General features: G+C 53.4%; 14 protein-coding genes and 1 pseudogene. 12 read left to right on the forward strand and 3 right to left on the reverse strand.

The window, feature by feature from the left end:
* The first annotated feature begins 273 nt into the window (after window positions 1-273).
* Genes D479_RS00725 through D479_RS00750 form a run of 6 tightly spaced genes read left to right on the forward strand, consistent with a single transcriptional unit; the run spans window position 274 to window position 9,119 of the window.
* Complete coding sequence (locus D479_RS00725) at window positions 274-2,499, forward strand: alpha-galactosidase (protein ID WP_008632482.1); 2,226 nt, start codon at window positions 274-276, stop codon at window positions 2,497-2,499.
* Between the two features lie 18 nt (window positions 2,500-2,517).
* Window positions 2,518-3,690: a galactokinase gene (locus D479_RS00730; protein ID WP_008632483.1), complete on the forward strand. Its 1,173-nt coding sequence runs from the start codon at window positions 2,518-2,520 to the stop codon at window positions 3,688-3,690.
* Window positions 3,687-4,682, forward strand: a complete 996-nt coding sequence (gene galE, locus D479_RS00735) for a UDP-glucose 4-epimerase GalE (RefSeq protein WP_008632491.1) — start codon at window positions 3,687-3,689, stop codon at window positions 4,680-4,682. The genes D479_RS00730 and galE overlap by 4 nt, the downstream gene beginning before the upstream one ends.
* A gap of 5 nt (window positions 4,683-4,687) precedes the next feature.
* Window positions 4,688-6,199, forward strand: a complete 1,512-nt coding sequence (gene galT / locus D479_RS00740) for a UDP-glucose--hexose-1-phosphate uridylyltransferase (protein ID WP_008632493.1) — start codon at window positions 4,688-4,690, stop codon at window positions 6,197-6,199.
* Between the two features lie 13 nt (window positions 6,200-6,212).
* Window positions 6,213-7,163, forward strand: a complete 951-nt coding sequence (locus D479_RS00745) for a DUF5107 domain-containing protein (protein WP_008632495.1) — start codon at window positions 6,213-6,215, stop codon at window positions 7,161-7,163.
* Window positions 7,164-9,119, forward strand: a complete 1,956-nt coding sequence (locus D479_RS00750) for a beta-galactosidase (protein WP_008632497.1) — start codon at window positions 7,164-7,166, stop codon at window positions 9,117-9,119.
* Window positions 9,120-9,244: 125 nt separating this feature from the next.
* On the opposite strand, the gene D479_RS00755 is transcribed toward D479_RS00750, so the two are convergent.
* Window positions 9,245-10,660: a hypothetical protein gene (locus D479_RS00755; protein ID WP_039870342.1), complete on the reverse strand. Its 1,416-nt coding sequence runs from the start codon at window positions 10,658-10,660 to the stop codon at window positions 9,245-9,247.
* Between the two features lie 250 nt (window positions 10,661-10,910).
* Here D479_RS00755 and D479_RS00760 point away from each other — a divergent pair, with 250 nt between their 5' ends.
* Window positions 10,911-11,720 (forward strand): DUF3100 domain-containing protein, encoded by an 810-nt coding sequence (locus D479_RS00760; protein WP_008632501.1) that lies wholly within the window; start codon window positions 10,911-10,913, stop codon window positions 11,718-11,720.
* A 2-nt stretch (window positions 11,721-11,722) separates the two neighbouring features.
* Window positions 11,723-12,175, forward strand: coding sequence for a hypothetical protein (locus tag D479_RS00765; RefSeq protein ID WP_008632503.1), 453 nt, complete (start codon window positions 11,723-11,725; stop codon window positions 12,173-12,175).
* A 239-nt stretch (window positions 12,176-12,414) separates the two neighbouring features.
* On the opposite strand, the gene D479_RS00770 is transcribed toward D479_RS00765, so the two are convergent.
* Window positions 12,415-13,128, reverse strand: a complete 714-nt coding sequence (locus D479_RS00770) for a DsbA family oxidoreductase (RefSeq protein WP_008632504.1) — start codon at window positions 13,126-13,128, stop codon at window positions 12,415-12,417.
* Window positions 13,129-13,252: 124 nt separating this feature from the next.
* Here D479_RS00770 and D479_RS00775 point away from each other — a divergent pair, with 124 nt between their 5' ends.
* The 4 genes and pseudogenes from D479_RS00775 (at window position 13,253) to D479_RS00790 (ending at window position 16,477) form a co-directional block, all read left to right on the forward strand.
* Window positions 13,253-14,101, forward strand: a complete 849-nt coding sequence (locus D479_RS00775) for a peptidoglycan-binding protein (protein WP_008632506.1) — start codon at window positions 13,253-13,255, stop codon at window positions 14,099-14,101.
* Between the two features lie 200 nt (window positions 14,102-14,301).
* Window positions 14,302-14,487 (forward strand): hypothetical protein, encoded by a 186-nt coding sequence (locus tag D479_RS00780; protein WP_008632508.1) that lies wholly within the window; start codon window positions 14,302-14,304, stop codon window positions 14,485-14,487.
* Window positions 14,488-14,516: 29 nt separating this feature from the next.
* Window positions 14,517-14,804, forward strand: coding sequence for a sodium/substrate symporter small subunit (locus D479_RS00785; protein WP_328700190.1), 288 nt, complete (start codon window positions 14,517-14,519; stop codon window positions 14,802-14,804).
* Between the two features lie 15 nt (window positions 14,805-14,819).
* Window positions 14,820-16,477: pseudogene (locus D479_RS00790) on the forward strand (sodium:solute symporter family protein).
* Between the two features lie 388 nt (window positions 16,478-16,865).
* On the opposite strand, the gene D479_RS20080 reads toward D479_RS00790, so the two are convergent.
* Window positions 16,866-17,035 (reverse strand): IS3 family transposase (locus D479_RS20080; protein ID WP_008632513.1); only part of this gene is annotated, 170 nt, incomplete at its 5' end.

Raw genomic sequence — 17,035 nt, forward strand, 5'->3', positions numbered from 1 at the left:
CACAAATTCCACTTTTTTAATTAATTTTATTAAGTTGTGAAGAAAGTCCTGTTTGAGGAATCGGGAAAGATGGACATATTTTAACGTCTTAAACGCCTTGGTGATAGGACATAAGGCCGTTACATGAGAATATTTAAAAAATTTACGAAAGGATAGCAGACAAAGCTAGGAAGCTGTGTTACTATTTACATAAATTAAATTAATTAACAAAGTCAAAACGTTGAAATGTAAGCGTTTCTATAGACGGAAGACATAGGAAAGGGTTGGTGAACAGTGTTGATTCATATACACGAAGCGGAGAAACAGTTCCATCTGACAAACGGAAAGATCAGCTATATCTTTCATGTCATGCGGAACGGACAGCTTGGACATTTGTATTACGGCAAAGCCATCCGGGATCGATCCGGATTTGCGAGGTTTCAGGATTATGAGACGGTCGCACCGTCCAGTACGCACGTCTATGAAGGAGAGCTCGGATTCTCAATGGAAACGATCCTTCACGAAGCGACAGCTTATGGGAAAGGAGATTTTCGAGAGCCGGCGGTGAAGCTGGAAGCAGCCGACGGCTCGTACGTTTCTGATTTCCGATTTGACCGTTACCACCTGGAAAAAGGCAAAGCGAAGCTGCCGGGACTTCCCGCGACATTCGCGGAGGAGGAAGAAGCGGAGACGCTGACGATCACACTTAAAGATGAACCATCCGGTGTAGAATGGGACCTTTCCTATACAATCTTCCGGGACCATCCTGTCCTTTCAAGGAGCAGTATCCTCCGAAACGATGGAACAGAGAAGGTGAAGGTGGAGCGGCTGATGTCCCTGACCGTCGATCTTCCGGACAGCGCGTATGACATGGTCCATTTGGCAGGAGCCTGGTCGCGCGAGCGTCATATCGAAGAACGTCCGCTCCGTCCTGGTATCCAGTCGATCGGCACGAGCCGCGGAGCGAGTTCGCATCAGCACAACCCTTTTCTCGCGTTGAAAAGAAAGGGAGCGACCGAGTTTGCCGGCGAAGTACTCGGGTGTCAGTTCGTATACAGCGGCAATTTCCTCGGGGAAGTGGAAGTCGATCATTACGACCGGACGCGGGTGTCGATGGGAATCAACCCGGACACATTCACGTGGCATCTGGAAAGCGGAGCATCGTTCCAGGCGCCGGAAGCGGTCCTCGTCTATTCGGAAAACGGGATGAACGGGATGAGTCAGGCGCTGCACGCGCTTCATCATGGTCATTTAATCGCACCGAGATGGCTCGAAAAAGAACGTCCGATCCTCATTAACAACTGGGAGGCGACTTACTTCGACTTCGATGAAGCGAAGCTTGACGCTTTTGCAGAGGAAGCGAAAGATCTCGGCATTGAATTGTTTGTCCTCGATGACGGTTGGTTCGGGAAGCGGAACGATGATACGACATCGCTCGGTGATTGGTTCGTTGATGAAGCCAAGCTGCCGAACGGAATCGGTGCATTAGCGAAGCAGGTGAAGGCGAAAGGGCTGCAGTTCGGTTTGTGGTTTGAACCGGAGATGGTCAGTCCTGTCAGTGACTTGATCAAGGAACATCCGGAATGGGTCGTCGGTGTACCTGGACGCCATCAGACGCTGGAACGGAACCAAAAGGTGCTGGATTATGCCAATCCGGAGGTCGTCGACTACTTGTTCAGCCGAATGGACAGCATCATCAAGGAAACGAAGCTCGACTACATCAAATGGGATATGAACCGGAACATCACAGAACCGTTCTCCCCGCATCTCGAGCATCAGGGGGAGTTCTTCCACCGCTATATTCTTGGAGTCTATGATTTGTATGAGCGCTTGACGTCGGCACATCCGGACGTTTTGTTCGAATCATGTGCCGGAGGCGGGGGACGTTTCGATGCCGGCCTTCTGTATTATGCCCCGCAGGCGTGGGCTAGTGATGACACCGATGCTGCCGAGCGTCTGAAGATCCAGTACGGCACCTCGATCGCTTATCCGCTGTCAAGCATCGGATCGCATATATCTGCTGTACCGAACCACCAGACGTCGCGCGAGACGCCGATGAAGTTCCGCAACGATGTCGCGGTTTTCGGAACGTTCGGATATGAGCTCGATCCGTCCGGTTTGACCGAAGAAGAGAAGTTGGAAGTCCGCCGCCAGATCAAAGAGTTCCAGAACGTCCGCCGCTTGATTCAGACTGGCACCTTTCACCGGCTGCTCAGCCCGTTTGAAGGCGGAGAAACCGCCTGGATCGTCGTGTCGGAGGATGGTACGAAGGCGCTTGCCGGGTGGTATCGCCAGACGTATCACCCGAATCCGAAGCAGGATCAGGTTTTGAAGCTTACCGGACTCGATCCGGACGCAGCTTATAGAGTCACAGGGCAGGATACGGTTTACTACGGGGATGAATGCATGTACCGCGGCCTTCCGCTTCCCGTCGAGTTCAACGGGGCGAATGCACCGCAGGCAGAGCGGGCCGGAGATTTTCAGTCCCAGCTGTTTTTAATCGAAAAGGTAGAAGAATAGAAGGGAGAAGGAGTCAGAATGAAACAATTACGAGATGCGTTCGCAGAGAAGTTCGGCGGGGACCAGGGGGCATTGCTGTTCTTCGCACCGGGCCGGGTCAATTTGATCGGAGAACATACGGATTACAACGGAGGGCACGTCTTTCCATGCGCCCTGAGTGTCGGGACATACGCTGTCGCGAGAAAACGAGAAGATACGAAACTTCGGTTTTATTCGATGAATTTCCCGGAAAAAGGAATCATCGATGCTGATATAGAAGAATTAACATATGAGGAAAAGCACGACTGGGCCAATTATCCGAAGGGAGTCGTCGCTGCCTTCAAGAAGCACGGCTATGCGGTTTCTTCCGGCTTTGATATTGCCTTTTTCGGAAATATCCCGAACGGGGCGGGGCTTTCTTCGTCCGCTTCGATCGAGCTTGTCATGGGAACAGTGCTTGAGGAGACGAGCGACTGGTCAATCGACAGAGTGGAGATGGTGAAGCTTGCGCAGGAGGCGGAGAACGAATTCGTCGGCGTCAACTGCGGCATCATGGATCAGTTCGCCATCGGTATGGGAAAACGGGACCATGCGGTTCTATTGAATTGTAATACGCTCGACTACCGCTACACTCCGGTAGAGCTTGATTCTCACGCGCTGATTATTGCTAATACGAACAAGCGCCGAGGACTTGCAGACTCCAAATATAATGAACGCCGATCGCAATGCGAGACAGCTCTTGCAGCCTTGCAGACAGAGCTTAAGATTCACAGCTTAGGAGATTTGACAGAGGAGGCATTCGAAGCGCACAAACATCTGATAGACGATCCCGTCGTACAGAAGCGCGCAAAGCATGCCGTTTATGAAAACCGTCGTACCATCAAGGCGGTCGATCTGCTTGATCAGGGGGACATCGAAGGTTTCGGTGCGCTGATGAATGACTCGCACCGCTCCCTGCGCGATGATTATGAAGTGACGGGTCGCGAGCTCGATGCCCTTGTCGAAGCAGCCTGGGCGGAAGGGGCAGTCGGATCCCGCATGACCGGTGCAGGTTTCGGCGGCTGTACGATCAGTATCGTGAAGAAGGATGACGTTGATTCCTTCCTTACGAATGTCGGAGATCGATACAAAAAGGCGGTCGATCTCGAAGCAGATTTCTACGTGGTGGAAATCGGAGATGGAGCGAAACGTATGGAGGAGGAAAGAATATGACCATTCTCGTATGTGGAGGAGCAGGATATATCGGCAGCCACGCAGTGGCGGAGCTGTTGGACAGGAAAGAAAAGGTGGTTGTCGCAGACAACCTCCAGAAGGGGCATGAGCCGGCCATTCTGGAAGGAGCGGACTTTTACAACGGGGATTTGAGAGATGAAGCATTTCTTGACCGTGTTTTTCAGGAGAATGAGATTGCGGCGGTGATTCATTTTGCCGCTGATTCCCTCGTCGGTGAAAGTGTGGAAGATCCATTGAAGTATTACGATAACAACGTCTACGGAGCCGTCGCTCTCCTGAAGAGCATGGCGAAGCACGGCGTCGATAAGATCGTCTTCTCTTCGACGGCTGCCGTCTACGGGGAACCGGAACAGGTGCCGATCCAGGAGACGGACCGGACAGTTCCGACTAATCCATACGGCGAAACGAAGCTCGCCATTGAGAAGATGCTGCGCTGGACGGAAGAAGCACACGGCATCAAGCATGTCGTCCTCCGTTACTTCAATGTTGCCGGTGCGGATCCGGATGGAAGGATCGGGGAAGATCACCGGCCGGAGTCCCATTTGATTCCGATCATTCTGCAGGTCGCCCAAGGGAAGAGGGAGAAAATCATGATGTTCGGGGATGATTATGACACACCGGACGGCACATGTATCCGTGACTACATTCACGTCAACGACCTTGTCGATGCCCACCTGCTGGCACTGGCGAAGCTTGAAAAATCAGGAGAAAGTGCGACCTACAACCTTGGCAACGGGAACGGCTTCAGTGTGAAGGAAGTCGTCGACGCTGCCCGCAGAGTGACGGGGCATCCGATTCCTGCCGAAGTGGCACCGAGAAGAGCGGGTGATCCGGCTCAGCTCGTCGCATCTTCCGAAAAAGCGATGGAAGAGCTCGGCTGGATACCGAAATATGCCGGTCTTGAAACGATGATCCAAACCGCCTGGAATTGGTTCCAGCAGCATCCAAACGGTTACGGCGGGAAGGAGTGAAGCAAATGGCTGTCTACGAAGATATCGAACGTCTGATTCAGTTCGGTTTGAACAAAAAGATGATTTCTGTCTGGGATGTCGATTACGTCAGGAACCAGCTGTTCCGGGTCATGGAACTTACAGGGAAAGTGCCGGTTCGTATCAACGACGCAGTAGCGTTGGAGAGTCCGGTGCCGGTGCTGGAGCGTCTGTTGGACGATGCAGCGGCACGCGGGGTTCTGGAAGAGGATACGACGACAGACCGTGATCTTTTTGATACGAAGCTGATGGACTGTCTCATGCCGCGGCCGTCGGAGGTCATCCGGGATTTCTATCACAAATTCGAGAAAGAGGGACCGGAAGCAGCAACGGATTATTTTTATCAACTGTCGCAGGATGCCCACTATATACGTACGGACCGGATTGCAAAGAACAAACACTGGTACAGCGCGACGGAGTACGGGAACTTGGAAATAACAATCAACCTGTCGAAGCCGGAGAAGGATCCGAAGGCGATTGCGGCGGCAAAAGCTGCACCGCCGTCGGAAGCGTACCCATCCTGTCTGTTGTGTAAGGAGAACGTCGGCTATGCAGGAAGGCTCGATCATCCGGCGCGCGATAACCACCGCATCATTCCGATCGATCTGGAAGGAGAGCATTGGTTCCTGCAGTATTCGCCGTATGTGTATTACAACGAGCATGCCATCGTCCTCTCGCGTGACCACCGGCCGATGAAGATATCGAAGGAGGGCTTCGATCGTCTGCTGGATTTCACGGATCAGCTGCCACATTATTTCGTCGGATCGAATGCGGACCTGCCGATTGTGGGTGGTTCCATTCTGAGCCATGACCACTTCCAGGGCGGGCACCATGAATTCCCGATGGCGAAAGCCGAGGAACAGGAAAGCTATCGCCTGCCACGCTTTTCAGATGTGGAGGTGTCGATCGTACGCTGGCCGATGTCGGTGCTTCGTGTGAAGGGAGCGGACCGGCACAGGGTATCAGAACTCGGGGAAGTGATTTTACAATCGTGGCGTGCTTATTCCGATGAGGAAGCGGGTATTTATGCAGAAACGGCGGGGGAGCCGCACAATACGGTCACGCCGATTGCAAGGTACCGGGATGGTCAGTATGAGCTCGACCTTGTCTTGCGGAACAATCGTACGAGTGAAGAGCACCCGCTGGGTATTTTTCATCCGCATGAAGAGGTGCACCATATTAAGAAGGAGAATATCGGCTTGATCGAAGTGATGGGGCTGGCAGTGCTGCCCGGCCGTCTCGTAGAGGAAATGGAGAAATTGGCCGATGCAATCATGGAGAGCCGTCTGCAGGATGCTGCCAAGGAAGAGGCGACGGCGAAGCATGTCCCGTGGGCACTCGGCATCGATTGGGACAGGTCGTCCAGGGAGGCACTGTGGTCGCAGATCGAGCAGGAAATCGGCAGACGCTTCTCGGAAGTACTTGAGCATGCCGGTGTGTTCAAAAGAGATGAGGCCGGCCAGAAGGCGTTCCGCCGGTTCATCAAACAAATCGTCTAAGGAGGAAGAGAACATGATCGATGTATCGACTTATCATAAGAAGAAGTACAAAGGGCTCAAGGCCGTGGTGTTGGAGAATTCCTACGTACGCTGTGCCATCCTGCCGGCTTACGGCGGGAAAATGGTGAGTCTGTATGATAAGGAAATCAATCATGAGTGGCTCTATCAGGCGAAGGATAAGCAGTTGACGGTCCCGCCTTATGGAGCGGATTTCTCCAAGTATGACTCCAGCGGATTCGATGAAATGTTTCCGGGAATCGACCGCGGTCCGCATCCGCTGTCGTGGAAAGAAGTGCCGGATCACGGGGAAGTGTGGGCACTTCCCTGGGAGTACAAAGAGAACAACGGCTGTATCGAGATGTATGTAGACAGTCCGGTGTTTCCGTATCGTTTGAAGAAAAAAGTCGGGCTGTATAAGAACGTCGTCGTAACGTCCTATGAAGCGAAAAACTACGGCGATGAGCCGTTTCCGTTCATCTGGACGCCGCATGCGCTGCTTAATTACAACGAGCATACGGAGATCGAAGTTCCGGAGGGCGCCGATAAGGTGATGAATGTGGAGAAAGGTACGAAGCATCTCGGGGATTGGGGGACGGTCCATGATTATCCGGTTACGAAATCCTTGTCTACCGGGGAGGAGATCGATCTCTCGAAGCTTGAACCTCTCGAGGAAGGAACGATGGAGAAGTTCTATTTCACCGAACCGCTGCAAAAAGGGTGGTGCACGCTTTCCCAGCCGGAGCTCGGCAGGAAGCTGACGTATGACTTTCCGGAGGAGATGGTACCGTATCTCGGCATCTGGAAGACGCGCGGAGGCTACCGCGGGGAGCATAACGTCGCGCTTGAGCCGTGCACAGGCGTCTACGATGACGTGTACGTGGCGGACAAGATCGGGAAGGCTTCCTACATTCCTCCAAAAGGAACATATAAATGGACATTGACGATAGAAACGGGGGAGCGTTAGATGACATATTTGGGAGTCGATTATTATCCGGAGCATTGGCCGGAGGAAATGATCGATGAAGACATCAATGGAATAAAAGGGCTGGGTGCGAATATCGTCCGGATCGGTGAATTCGCCTGGCATAGGATGGAACCGGAAGAGGGAAGATTCGACTTCTCCTATTTCGACGGGGTTATGAAGAAGTTGAAGGAAGCGGGGCTGTCCGTCATGTTCGGCACGCCGACAGCGACGTTTCCGGCCTGGCTTGCGAAGAAACATCCGTCTATCCTGTCTGAGGATGAACAGGGACAGACGCGCGTCTTTGGAGGCCGCCGGCAGTACTGCTTCAATTCTGATAAATACAAGGAATATGCGGCGAGGATAACAAGGGAACTCGTCGCCCATTACAAGGATGAAGAGGCGATCATCTCCTGGCAGATCGATAATGAGATCGGTCACGAAGGCAGCGACCTCTGCTATTGCGATCAATGCCACCAGGCATTTCAAAAGTATTTGGAAAAGAAATATGCTTCCATTGAGGAATTGAATGAGACGTGGGGGACGATTTTCTGGGGACAGACGTACAACGACTTCTCGGAAATTCCTCATCCAAAGCCGACGATCACCACACACAATCCAAGTTTGAAGCTGGAGTGGGCGCGGTTCCGTTCTTACTCCATCAACAGCTTCACTCATGAGATGACGGAGATTGTAAAAGAGTGTAAAGGCGGGCATCAGACGGTGACGACGAACGTGTCGGGAGGTTTCTTCAATAAATCGTTCGACCATGAAGAAAACGTAGAGCCGATGGACTTCGTTTCTTACGATAACTACCCGGTGTGGGGCGGCCTTGAGAAGCCGGTACCGCGGGAATCCATCGCGATGACCCATGATTTCAACCGGGGGCTGCTCGATCAGAACTATTGGATCGTGGAGGAACTGATGGGCGCGCAGGGGCACGACGTCATCGGCTATCTGCCACGGCCGGACCAGGCGAAGATGTGGTCGTATCAAGCCTTCGCCCACGGCTGTTCCAATATGCTCTACTTCCGCTGGCGCGGGATGACGAAGGGAGCCGAGCAGTTCTGCTTCGGTGTCGTCGATCATGATAACGTTTACGGACGGAAGTATAAGGAAGTCCAATCGCTGTTTTCATCGATCAAAGATCATTCTCGACTGCTGGATGCGAAGATTGAAGCGGACGTAGCGGTTCTGTATGATTACGATAATATTTGGTCATGGCGCGCTCAGATTCAGAGTAAAGATTTCGATTTCAATGAAGAACTGCTGCGACTCTATCGTCCGTTCTATCAGTGGAACACGGCGATCGACGTCATTCCTGCCGGTCGGGACTTCAGCGGTTACAAAGTCGTCGTCGTACCTGTTATGCAGATGATGGAACAGGGGCTCGCGGACCGGCTTCATGCATTCGCAGACAGAGGCGGAACGGTCATTTTCTCCTATCGTACGGGACTGAAGGACAAAGACAACAACATCCGCCTCGGAGAAACCCTTCCGGGGCCTGTCAGTAAGCTCGTCGGTGCAAGAGTCGAGGAGATTGAATCACTCACAAAAGAACATCGTCTCGCTATCCGCGGGGAAGAAGAATGGGAAGGTGCCGCCGCTTATGTATCCGTTTGGCGCGACCTGCTCGTTGCGGAAGAAGCGGAAGTCCTGTTCCGTTACACCGACACGTTCTACAAGCAGTTTGCTGCGGTAACGCGGAACCGCTACGGAAGTGGAGATGTCTACTACATCGGCGGCGGTCTCGATGCAGATACGCTGAAAGAGCTTGTCCAGCCGATTATAGAGAAGCACGGAATCTTCCACGTAGAGTCGGAAGAGGATGTCGAAGTATACCGCCGCACAAGCGAAGAGGGAAGCTTCCTGTTCGTCATGAACCACGGCGAAGAAGTCCGCTCCTTCGAGGATGTGGAGCTCGCTCCATACGAAAGTCGGATCATCAAACAAGAGTAGAAGAACAAGACCGAACGCCTCTGCTGCGTTCGGTCTTTTTTGTTTATGGTTGGAAGGGACCTGCACTTAAGGAGAATGGAGCTGTTGTATGGCAGAGGGCGGAGGGAAATGGGGAGACTATCTCCTTAAAACAGGAAGATGGCCAGGGTAGTGGATGCGATCAGGCCGATGAGGACGGGGAAGAAGTTCTTCCGGACGAGTTCCATCACGGGCACGCCGCAGAAACCGGCAATCGCAATCAAGGACGACCAGGCGATGATCGTTCCTCCTCCCGTCCAGATCGATCCCATCTGTCCGATGGCAGCAAGCGTTTCGACATCGATCTGACCGTTCGCAAGCGACGCCGATAATGCACCGGTCAGAGGGAGGCCGGAGAATCCGGAACCGTCGAGCCCTGTGATGATCCCGATCAGAAGAATCGAGAATGCAGTCCAAACGGCGCTCTCCGGCAGGAACTGCTGGATCGACTGGACAAGGTCGAACAACAGCGACGGGGCGGAATCGGCGGACAGGACCAGGATATCTTTAGCGAAATCCGCACTTCCGAGAAAGAAGAAGCCGGCAATCGGAATGACCGGTCCCATCGCCCGGAAAGCGAAAACGAAGCCTTCGGTCAAGTGTTTGCTGACATCATCAAGCGCCCGCAGTTTTCCGTGGGCGGTCGCAGAAAGCAGAAGAAGCAGGACGGCGACACCCCCGATAAAGGCAGCACCGGTTCCTCCTTCAAACCCGCCCATTCCGCCGGAAGTCACCTTCGTAGTGACCATGTAGATCATGATCGCCAGCATAGCGAGTGGGACGAGAATGGCGAAAAGTCTGCTGAAGAACGGATGCGCGTCTGTCCCATTTATATCGTCTGTCCCCTGCATGGCAGCAAGCTCCCGGCTGTTTTCCGGGTCTCCTTTTGTACGGAACGATTTCCGATGGAGGAGGTAGACGAGACTGATGGCGACGGCTCCGGTAATGAGCGAAAGAATCATCGCTTGATCCATGACCGCAGCAGTTTCCACACCGGCGGACTTCGCAGACAGTCCCGGTGCGACCTGGATGATGTAATCCGAGGAAAGTGCCATCCCCTGCCCGGCGATGGCGACGACGACCGCGGCTGTCATCGCCGGCAGTCCGGTGCGGATGGCCGCTGGAACGAGCAGGGCACAGATGAGCGGCACGGCAGGTGTCGGCCAGAAGAACAGGGAGACGATATAGGTGACGGTAAGCAGGACGAAGAAGGAGAGATGGCTGTTGACCATCACCTTTTCTATCGGTTGAATCATTTTCGTATCGGCGCCGAGATCCCGGAGTGACCGAAGCAGGGCGACCATGAAGGTAATGATCAAGAAGATGTTGAACAGTTCTCTGGCCGCGATCAGGTTGGCCTGGAACACGCCGATGAAGCCGCTGACGATGCTGCCGTGGAAGACCCACGCGACGAGGAACGTTCCGAGCAGCGTCGGAAGGACGACTCCTTTTCTGAAAATCATCGTAACGATGATGAGGAAGGTGAACAAACCATAGATCCAATGAGACAGGGTTAGTTCCACCATAGTGCCTCCTTTCTTTCTACGACACGCGTAGACACTATAGGCTATTCACCGGGATCTGAAGGAGTGACGGGCACGGAGGGGACGATCGGAGAATTTTTTTCTTGGAGGGGTGGTCCGCGTCCAGACGGCACCTGTATCGAATCATGTCAAAATCTGCCCTTGATTTGATTGTTTAGATAATTATAATTATTAGTATTATTCGAGAAAGGAGCAGCCGGAGAGAAAACATCATCTAGGGGGATATGTCTTGGAACAGAAGCTGACTAACATTTGGAAAGACTGGCGCCTTCATGCCATCGTACTGATCATCGTCGTACTTACGGAATTCATCGGAACCCATTCCTTCACGGTCGGGCCGGGCGTCGTCCTGCTCCTGCCTATGCTTTATGCCATCATCATCGGTCTTGCTTTATTCTTCACACCGCTCATTAAGGAAAAACAGGCGAAAAACGCCGAACCGCTTATCATTCTCGGTGTAACGCTCCTCATTGCGAAAATAGGTGTTGTCATCGGTCCGTCGCTGCCGGAGATCATCGCCGCAGGCCCTGCCCTGCTGCTTCAGGAGTTCGGAAATCTCGGCACAATCTTCATCGCACTCCCGGTCGCTGTCCTGCTAGGGTTGAAACGGGAAGCGATCGGTATGACGCACTCGGTCGCGCGGGAGCCGAACGTCGGACTGATCATGGATAAATACGGCTTCCATTCACCGGAAGGACGGGGAGTCATGGCCATTTACATATTCGGTACCGTCTTCGGCGCGGTATTCATGGGATTAATCTCCGGTTTTCTCGCGACCATCACACCACTCAGCCCGCTGTCGTTCGCGATGGCATCCGGAATCGGGAGTGGAAGCATGATGGCTGCGGCCAGCGGCTCTCTCGTCGCCGCCTTTCCGTCTATGGAATCGGACATCCTCGCGTTTGCCGGTGCGAGTAACCTCCTTTCTCTTTCGACAGGCCTGTATATGAGTATCTTCATCGGACTCCCGCTCACAGAGAAGATGTACCAACTGCTCACCCGGGAGAAGAAAACAACGAAGAAAACGGAGGAGGTCTGATTATGTTGAAAACGATTCAAGAGTGGGTGCTCCTGCTCGCAATTTTCGGTATCGTTTCCCTGCTCGGGAACAGGATCGGTTATGATGTCGGTATCGTCGAAGCCCTTCCCGGAATGGTCATTCTCGTCATCATCTGCCTGATCGGTCTGCTTCTGGGGAAAGTACTCCCTGGAAGCATTCCGAGCGTCGCTTATGTTGCCATCGTCGGCGTGTTGTTCTCGATGCCGTGGATGCCGGGATCGGATTACATCGTCGCTGCGACGAATGAAGTCAACCTGCTCGCGTTGACGACGCCGATCCTTGCCTATGCCGGGATCGCAATCGGCCGTTCGTGGGCCGACTTCGCGAAGCTCGGCTGGCGCTCGATCGTCGTCGCCGTTTTCGTCATGTTCGGGACGTTCCTCGGCTCAGCGTTAATCGCGGAAATCACGCTCCGCATCCAGGGAATTATTTAATACGATTGGGTACCAGCAACTTGTAATCCGAGGTCCAATAATCCTATTAGGGAGAGCGGGCTCCGGGAAAGGAGAGGCTTTCCGTGGGGCGGCCGGTGAGCCCATCGGAGTCCCTCCCTTCCCTACGCCCTTTGCCGGATAGGAACTCCCTTCAGCCTGGCGCACGCGGATCGAATATCTATTTTATTACATACAAAAAAAGCGCGGGAACCAAACGGGTCCCGCGCTTTTTCTTATTATTATTCCTTATTTCCCGGTACTTCACAGCCGTCGTCGGTGCAGACGGCGCCTTGGTCCTGGGATAGATCCTCGAATACCGGCTTTTCTTCAGCAAAGGCTTTCTCCAGCCCCTGGACAAATACTTCCGTCGGCTGGGCGCCGGACACGGCATACTTACGGTTGATGACGAAGAACGGTACGCCTTGGACGCCGATCTGCTGCGCTTCAGCTTCCTGGGCGCGGACGGCTTCCGTATAGCCGTTTCCATTAAGCACAACCTTCACATCTGCTTCATCCAGACCTGCTTCCGTTGCAAGTGCGACGATCGTGTCGTAGTCGCCCACGTCTTTGGACTCCGTGAAGACGGCATGAAGGAAACGCTCGGTATAGGCTTTGCCGACTCCTTTTTCATTAGCGAGCTGAGCGACACGGTGAGCGTCGAACGTGTTCGTCGGTTTCATCGTATCGAAGCGGAAATCGAGACCGACCGTTTTCGCCTGCTCGGTCATGTTGTCGGTCATGCCTTTTGCTTCCTCCAGGCTGCGGCCGTATTTCGCAGCAAGGCCTTCTACAACAGATTTACCGGTGTTCTTCTGTGCATTCGGATCAAGCTCGAAACTCTTATATTCCACGTCTACGTCTTGGCCCGGGAACTGCTCAAGCGCTGCTTCCAGACGGCGCTTGCCGATATAGCAGAACGGACAGACGAAATCGGACCATACTTCTATTTTCATTGTCGTCACCTCTTCATTAGATTACGTTTCTATTCTACGATGATTCCTGCTTCGATTGCGAGCCATCTGTTTAGACACCATAGAAGGGTCTCTTTTCGATTGTAAAAGTGGGAGGGGATTAGTCATGATAAGTGTAGAAACGTTAAAGAAGCGCAGCTTGGAACGAATCGGTGAGGTTCATATGGAAGTAAAGAAGAAAGTGATCGAATTGATTGATGCAGCCTATGAGGAAGGAATAGCTGTCCAAATGTCCTCCGGCTATCGTTCCCATACCCAGCAGGCAGCGATCTACGGGCAGGGGAGGCCGGGGTATCATTGGAACGGCGTTCATTACGGCAGTGCGGGACGAATCGTCACCTACGCCGAGCCGGGGGAAAGCAACCATCATTCCGGAAGGGCGGTCGACTTCTTCCTCGTTTCACCCGAAGGAAACGAAGCGCTCTGGGTCGTCGACAGCCGTTGGAGACGGGTCGCTGCGCTTGCCAAAGGGCTTGGATTCTCGTGGGGTGGGGACTGGAAATCATTCAAGGATTATGCCCATCTGGAATGGATGGAGGCAGAGAAATGGGCAGTAGTGCTTAAGGCCGGAAGCAGTGGACCTGCTGTACGCATACTTCAAAAGCAGCTTGCGGATCTCGGCTATCCGCTTGGTCCCTCAGGGGTGGACGGACGTTTTGGACCTGCCACGATGCAGGCAGTGAAGATGTTTCAGGAAAAAGAGGAGCTTGCCGTGGACGGTAGCTATGGTCCGAAGACCCGCACCCGCTTGAAGATGCGTACGTACACGGGCGTCCTGAAACAGGGGGCACGAGGTTTGGCCGTCGGTGAGGTGCAGAGAAGGATAGGCGTCTCTGTGGACGGTTCCTTCGGTCCGAAAACAAAAGAAGGCGTGAAGACTTATCAGGAGCAGCACGGCCTGGAAGTGGACGGAATGGTCGGCCCTAAGACGTGGCGTCATCTTTTTGGTAAGTAATCGAGAAAAAGCTCCCGGACCCGGGGGCTTTTATCTTTTACAGGGGTAAAATGTCCCGTGTCATTGTCCTTGATTTTACGATATGTTTTTCCATCGGTTGACAATAATTCCAAGGTCTATAATAATGACAGTTGTAATATTCAGTATTTTCTAATTATTTTCGCGCGCTTAATTGGAAGCGTATACAAAGGAGGTGTGCCATGCTCATTCCCATCGTACTCGGTTTGCTGACAATCCTTTCTGTCGTTCTCGCTCTCCGCAGAAAGCGTCCGATATTCCTTTTGCTGCCGCTTGCCGGGGTTCTCGCCACTGCTCTTATAAAAATCATCCAGGTGCCTATGCCGTTTTGGGAAACAATTCAATTCATCTTCGACCTGAGGGGATGAAACCGAAGGGAAGGATTACAGTGAAGAAAATGGATCCAGCACGGGCGAAGGCATACTTTCGTCTTAGGACGACTTTGATCGGCATCTACCTGGCGGTCGGAGTCCTCGCTTCGTTTGTCATTGTCCTATTTGCAGAACGTCTCTCGTCAATTGAAATAATGGGGATCCCATTGCCCTACTACATGGGGAGTCAGGGGGCAGTGCTCGTCTTCATCCTCCTGCTTTTCTTCAATGCCGCAATCAGTGATGCCGTAGATAAGAAATTCGGCTTGACCGAGCAGCCAGTAGAAGAAAAAGATAAAGCCGCAAACCAATAGGATAGGGGGAAGAACATGGATGCACAATTTCTCGTTTCACTCGCACTGATCGGAGGGACCTTCGCCTTATACATAGGAATCGCCCTCTATAACAAGGCCAGACAGACGTCGGATTTCTATGTAGCGGGAAGAGGGGTGCCGCCTGTTTTCAACGGAATGGCGATCGGCGCAGACTGGATGAGCGCCGCCTCCTTCATCGGTATGGCGGGGACGGTCATGATTCTGGGCTATGACGGACTTGCTTATATCATGGGCTGGACAGGCGGGTATCTGCTGCTCACCTTCCTGCTCGCACCGCAGCTCAGGAAGTACGGGCGTTACACGGTGCCGGAATTCATCGGCGACCGTTACAAAAGCAATGCAGCCCGCCTGATTGCAGCGGTTGCGACGATCATTATCAGCTTTACCTACTCGATCGGCCAGCTGTCCGGGTCCGGTGTCGTCATCGGGCGTCTGCTTGAGGTGAACACGGTCATCGGTACGCTGATCGGGGTCGTGCTTATCGCCTTTTACTCGGCGCTCGGTGGAATGAAAGGCATCACCTGGACCCAGGTCGCTCAATATTTGGTGCTCATTGTTGCCTATTTGATCCCGGTCATCTTCATGTCGCTGCAGCTGACTCAGAATCCGCTGCCGTGGTTGTCTTATGGAGGCGTCATTGAAGAGATGCGGACCCTCGACCAGCAGCTCGGTATCTCGGAATACATCGTGCCGTTTACAGAGGCGACGAAATGGCAGTTCCTCGCTCTCATGTTCACATTGATGGCAGGGACGGCCGGGCTTCCACACGTCATCGTCCGTTTCTATACTGTAGCGACGATGAAGGCTGCCCGCTGGAGCGGGGCGTGGGCGCTGTTGTTCATCGGTCTTCTTTACTTGTCTGCTCCTGCTTATGCGGCTTTCTCCCGGTTCATCCTGATGACCGAGGTCGCCGGCTCTTCCCTTAACAACCTGCCGGCGTGGACACAGCCATGGGTCGATACGGGGAGGTTGTCGCTTGCCGATACGAACGGCGACGGGATTCTGCAATGGTCGGAACTCGTCATCAGCAATGACATCGTCGTCATGGCGACTCCGGAGATCGCCGACCTGGGTATCTTCGTGATCGGTCTCATGGCTGCCGGTGCGATGGCTGCTGCCTTATCAACGGCGGGCGGCTGATGATCGCGATTTCGGCTGCCTTGTCGCATGACATCTACTATCGTTCCATCAATCCGAAGGCCTCGGAAGCGCGCCGCCTGTTCGTCGGGCGTTTGTCCATCGTGCTTGCTACCGTTGCTGCGGGGCTGATTGCGCTCAACCCGCCTGGTGCGATTACGCAGATTGTCGCCTGGGCGTTTGCACTCGCTTCGGGATCGTTCTTCCCGGCACTGCTGCTTGGTGTCTGGTGGCGGCGTTCGAACGGACCTGGCGTCATCGCGGGGATGCTTGTCGGCTTATCTGTCACGCTCGGCTACATCTTTGCTGCTAAGTACGGTGGGTTTACGATTCTCGGGATTATTGATACGGGGGCGGGCGTGTTCGGGGCGATTGCTGCCATCATTGCCAACATCACGGTATCGCTCCTGACGAAAGCTCCGTCCCAGGAGACGCAGGATGAGGTGACGGACCTTAGGTATCCGGAGCAGATCGAATATAAAGATGGAGAGTTTTGGATGAAAAATGTGAAGTGATCCCTGGAGGTCCTTTACGGGCCGGTTCCCTAAGTAATGGGGAACCGGCTTTTTTGTTCTCGGGCTGCCGCCGGGGATTTCCGTGCAGGGCTGCGCTTTCCGCGGGCGGCCGGCGAGCCTCCTCAGAGCTCCGCTCTTCCGGGGTCTCTCCAGTCCCGCTGTTCCCGCAGGAGTCTCCGCCCTGCCCTCCAATCCCCTGCTGGATGGGAGGAGTACTGCGAATTCGAATGTTCGTGTGTGGAAGCATCAGCCGGCGCCGTGTTTTTTATTTGGCCGTATAAGAAGGGAATCTGTCCCCGTGGATTTCCAGGCAGGGCTGCGCTTTCCGCGGGCGGCCGGCGAGCCTCCTCAGAGCTCTGAAATGAACCCATGAACTTGGACAATGTTTTTATGACGCTTTATTAAATTTCTCACGAAATTGAATCGGACTCATGCGGAGTTTCGACTTAATTCTTTGATGATTATAATTATCCATAAACGCTGCCAGTTGCTCTTTGAAGTGCTCGATACTTTCAAATTCTTTGTAGTATAAAAGCTCTGATTTCATGATGCCGAAGA

Origin of the sequence: Halobacillus sp. BAB-2008, from assembly GCF_000328325.1 — a bacterium.
Taxonomy (GTDB): Bacteria; Bacillota; Bacilli; order Bacillales; family Halobacillaceae; genus Halobacillus.

Bases quoted from the DNA above. Each gene is read 5' to 3' on its own strand.
- D479_RS00730 (WP_008632483.1), top strand. From the start codon at position 2,518: ATGAAACAATTACGAGATGCGTTCGCAGAGAAGTTCGGCGGGGACCAG.
- galE (WP_008632491.1), top strand. From the start codon at position 3,687: ATGACCATTCTCGTATGTGGAGGAGCAGGATATATCGGCAGCCACGCA.
- galT (WP_008632493.1), top strand. From the start codon at position 4,688: ATGGCTGTCTACGAAGATATCGAACGTCTGATTCAGTTCGGTTTGAAC.
- D479_RS00745 (WP_008632495.1), top strand. From the start codon at position 6,213: ATGATCGATGTATCGACTTATCATAAGAAGAAGTACAAAGGGCTCAAG.
- D479_RS00750 (WP_008632497.1), top strand. From the start codon at position 7,164: ATGACATATTTGGGAGTCGATTATTATCCGGAGCATTGGCCGGAGGAA.
- D479_RS00765 (WP_008632503.1), top strand. From the start codon at position 11,723: ATGTTGAAAACGATTCAAGAGTGGGTGCTCCTGCTCGCAATTTTCGGT.
- D479_RS00770 (WP_008632504.1), bottom strand. From the start codon at position 13,128: ATGAAAATAGAAGTATGGTCCGATTTCGTCTGTCCGTTCTGCTATATC.
- D479_RS00775 (WP_008632506.1), top strand. From the start codon at position 13,253: ATGATAAGTGTAGAAACGTTAAAGAAGCGCAGCTTGGAACGAATCGGT.
- D479_RS00780 (WP_008632508.1), top strand. From the start codon at position 14,302: ATGCTCATTCCCATCGTACTCGGTTTGCTGACAATCCTTTCTGTCGTT.
- D479_RS00785 (WP_328700190.1), top strand. From the start codon at position 14,517: ATGGATCCAGCACGGGCGAAGGCATACTTTCGTCTTAGGACGACTTTG.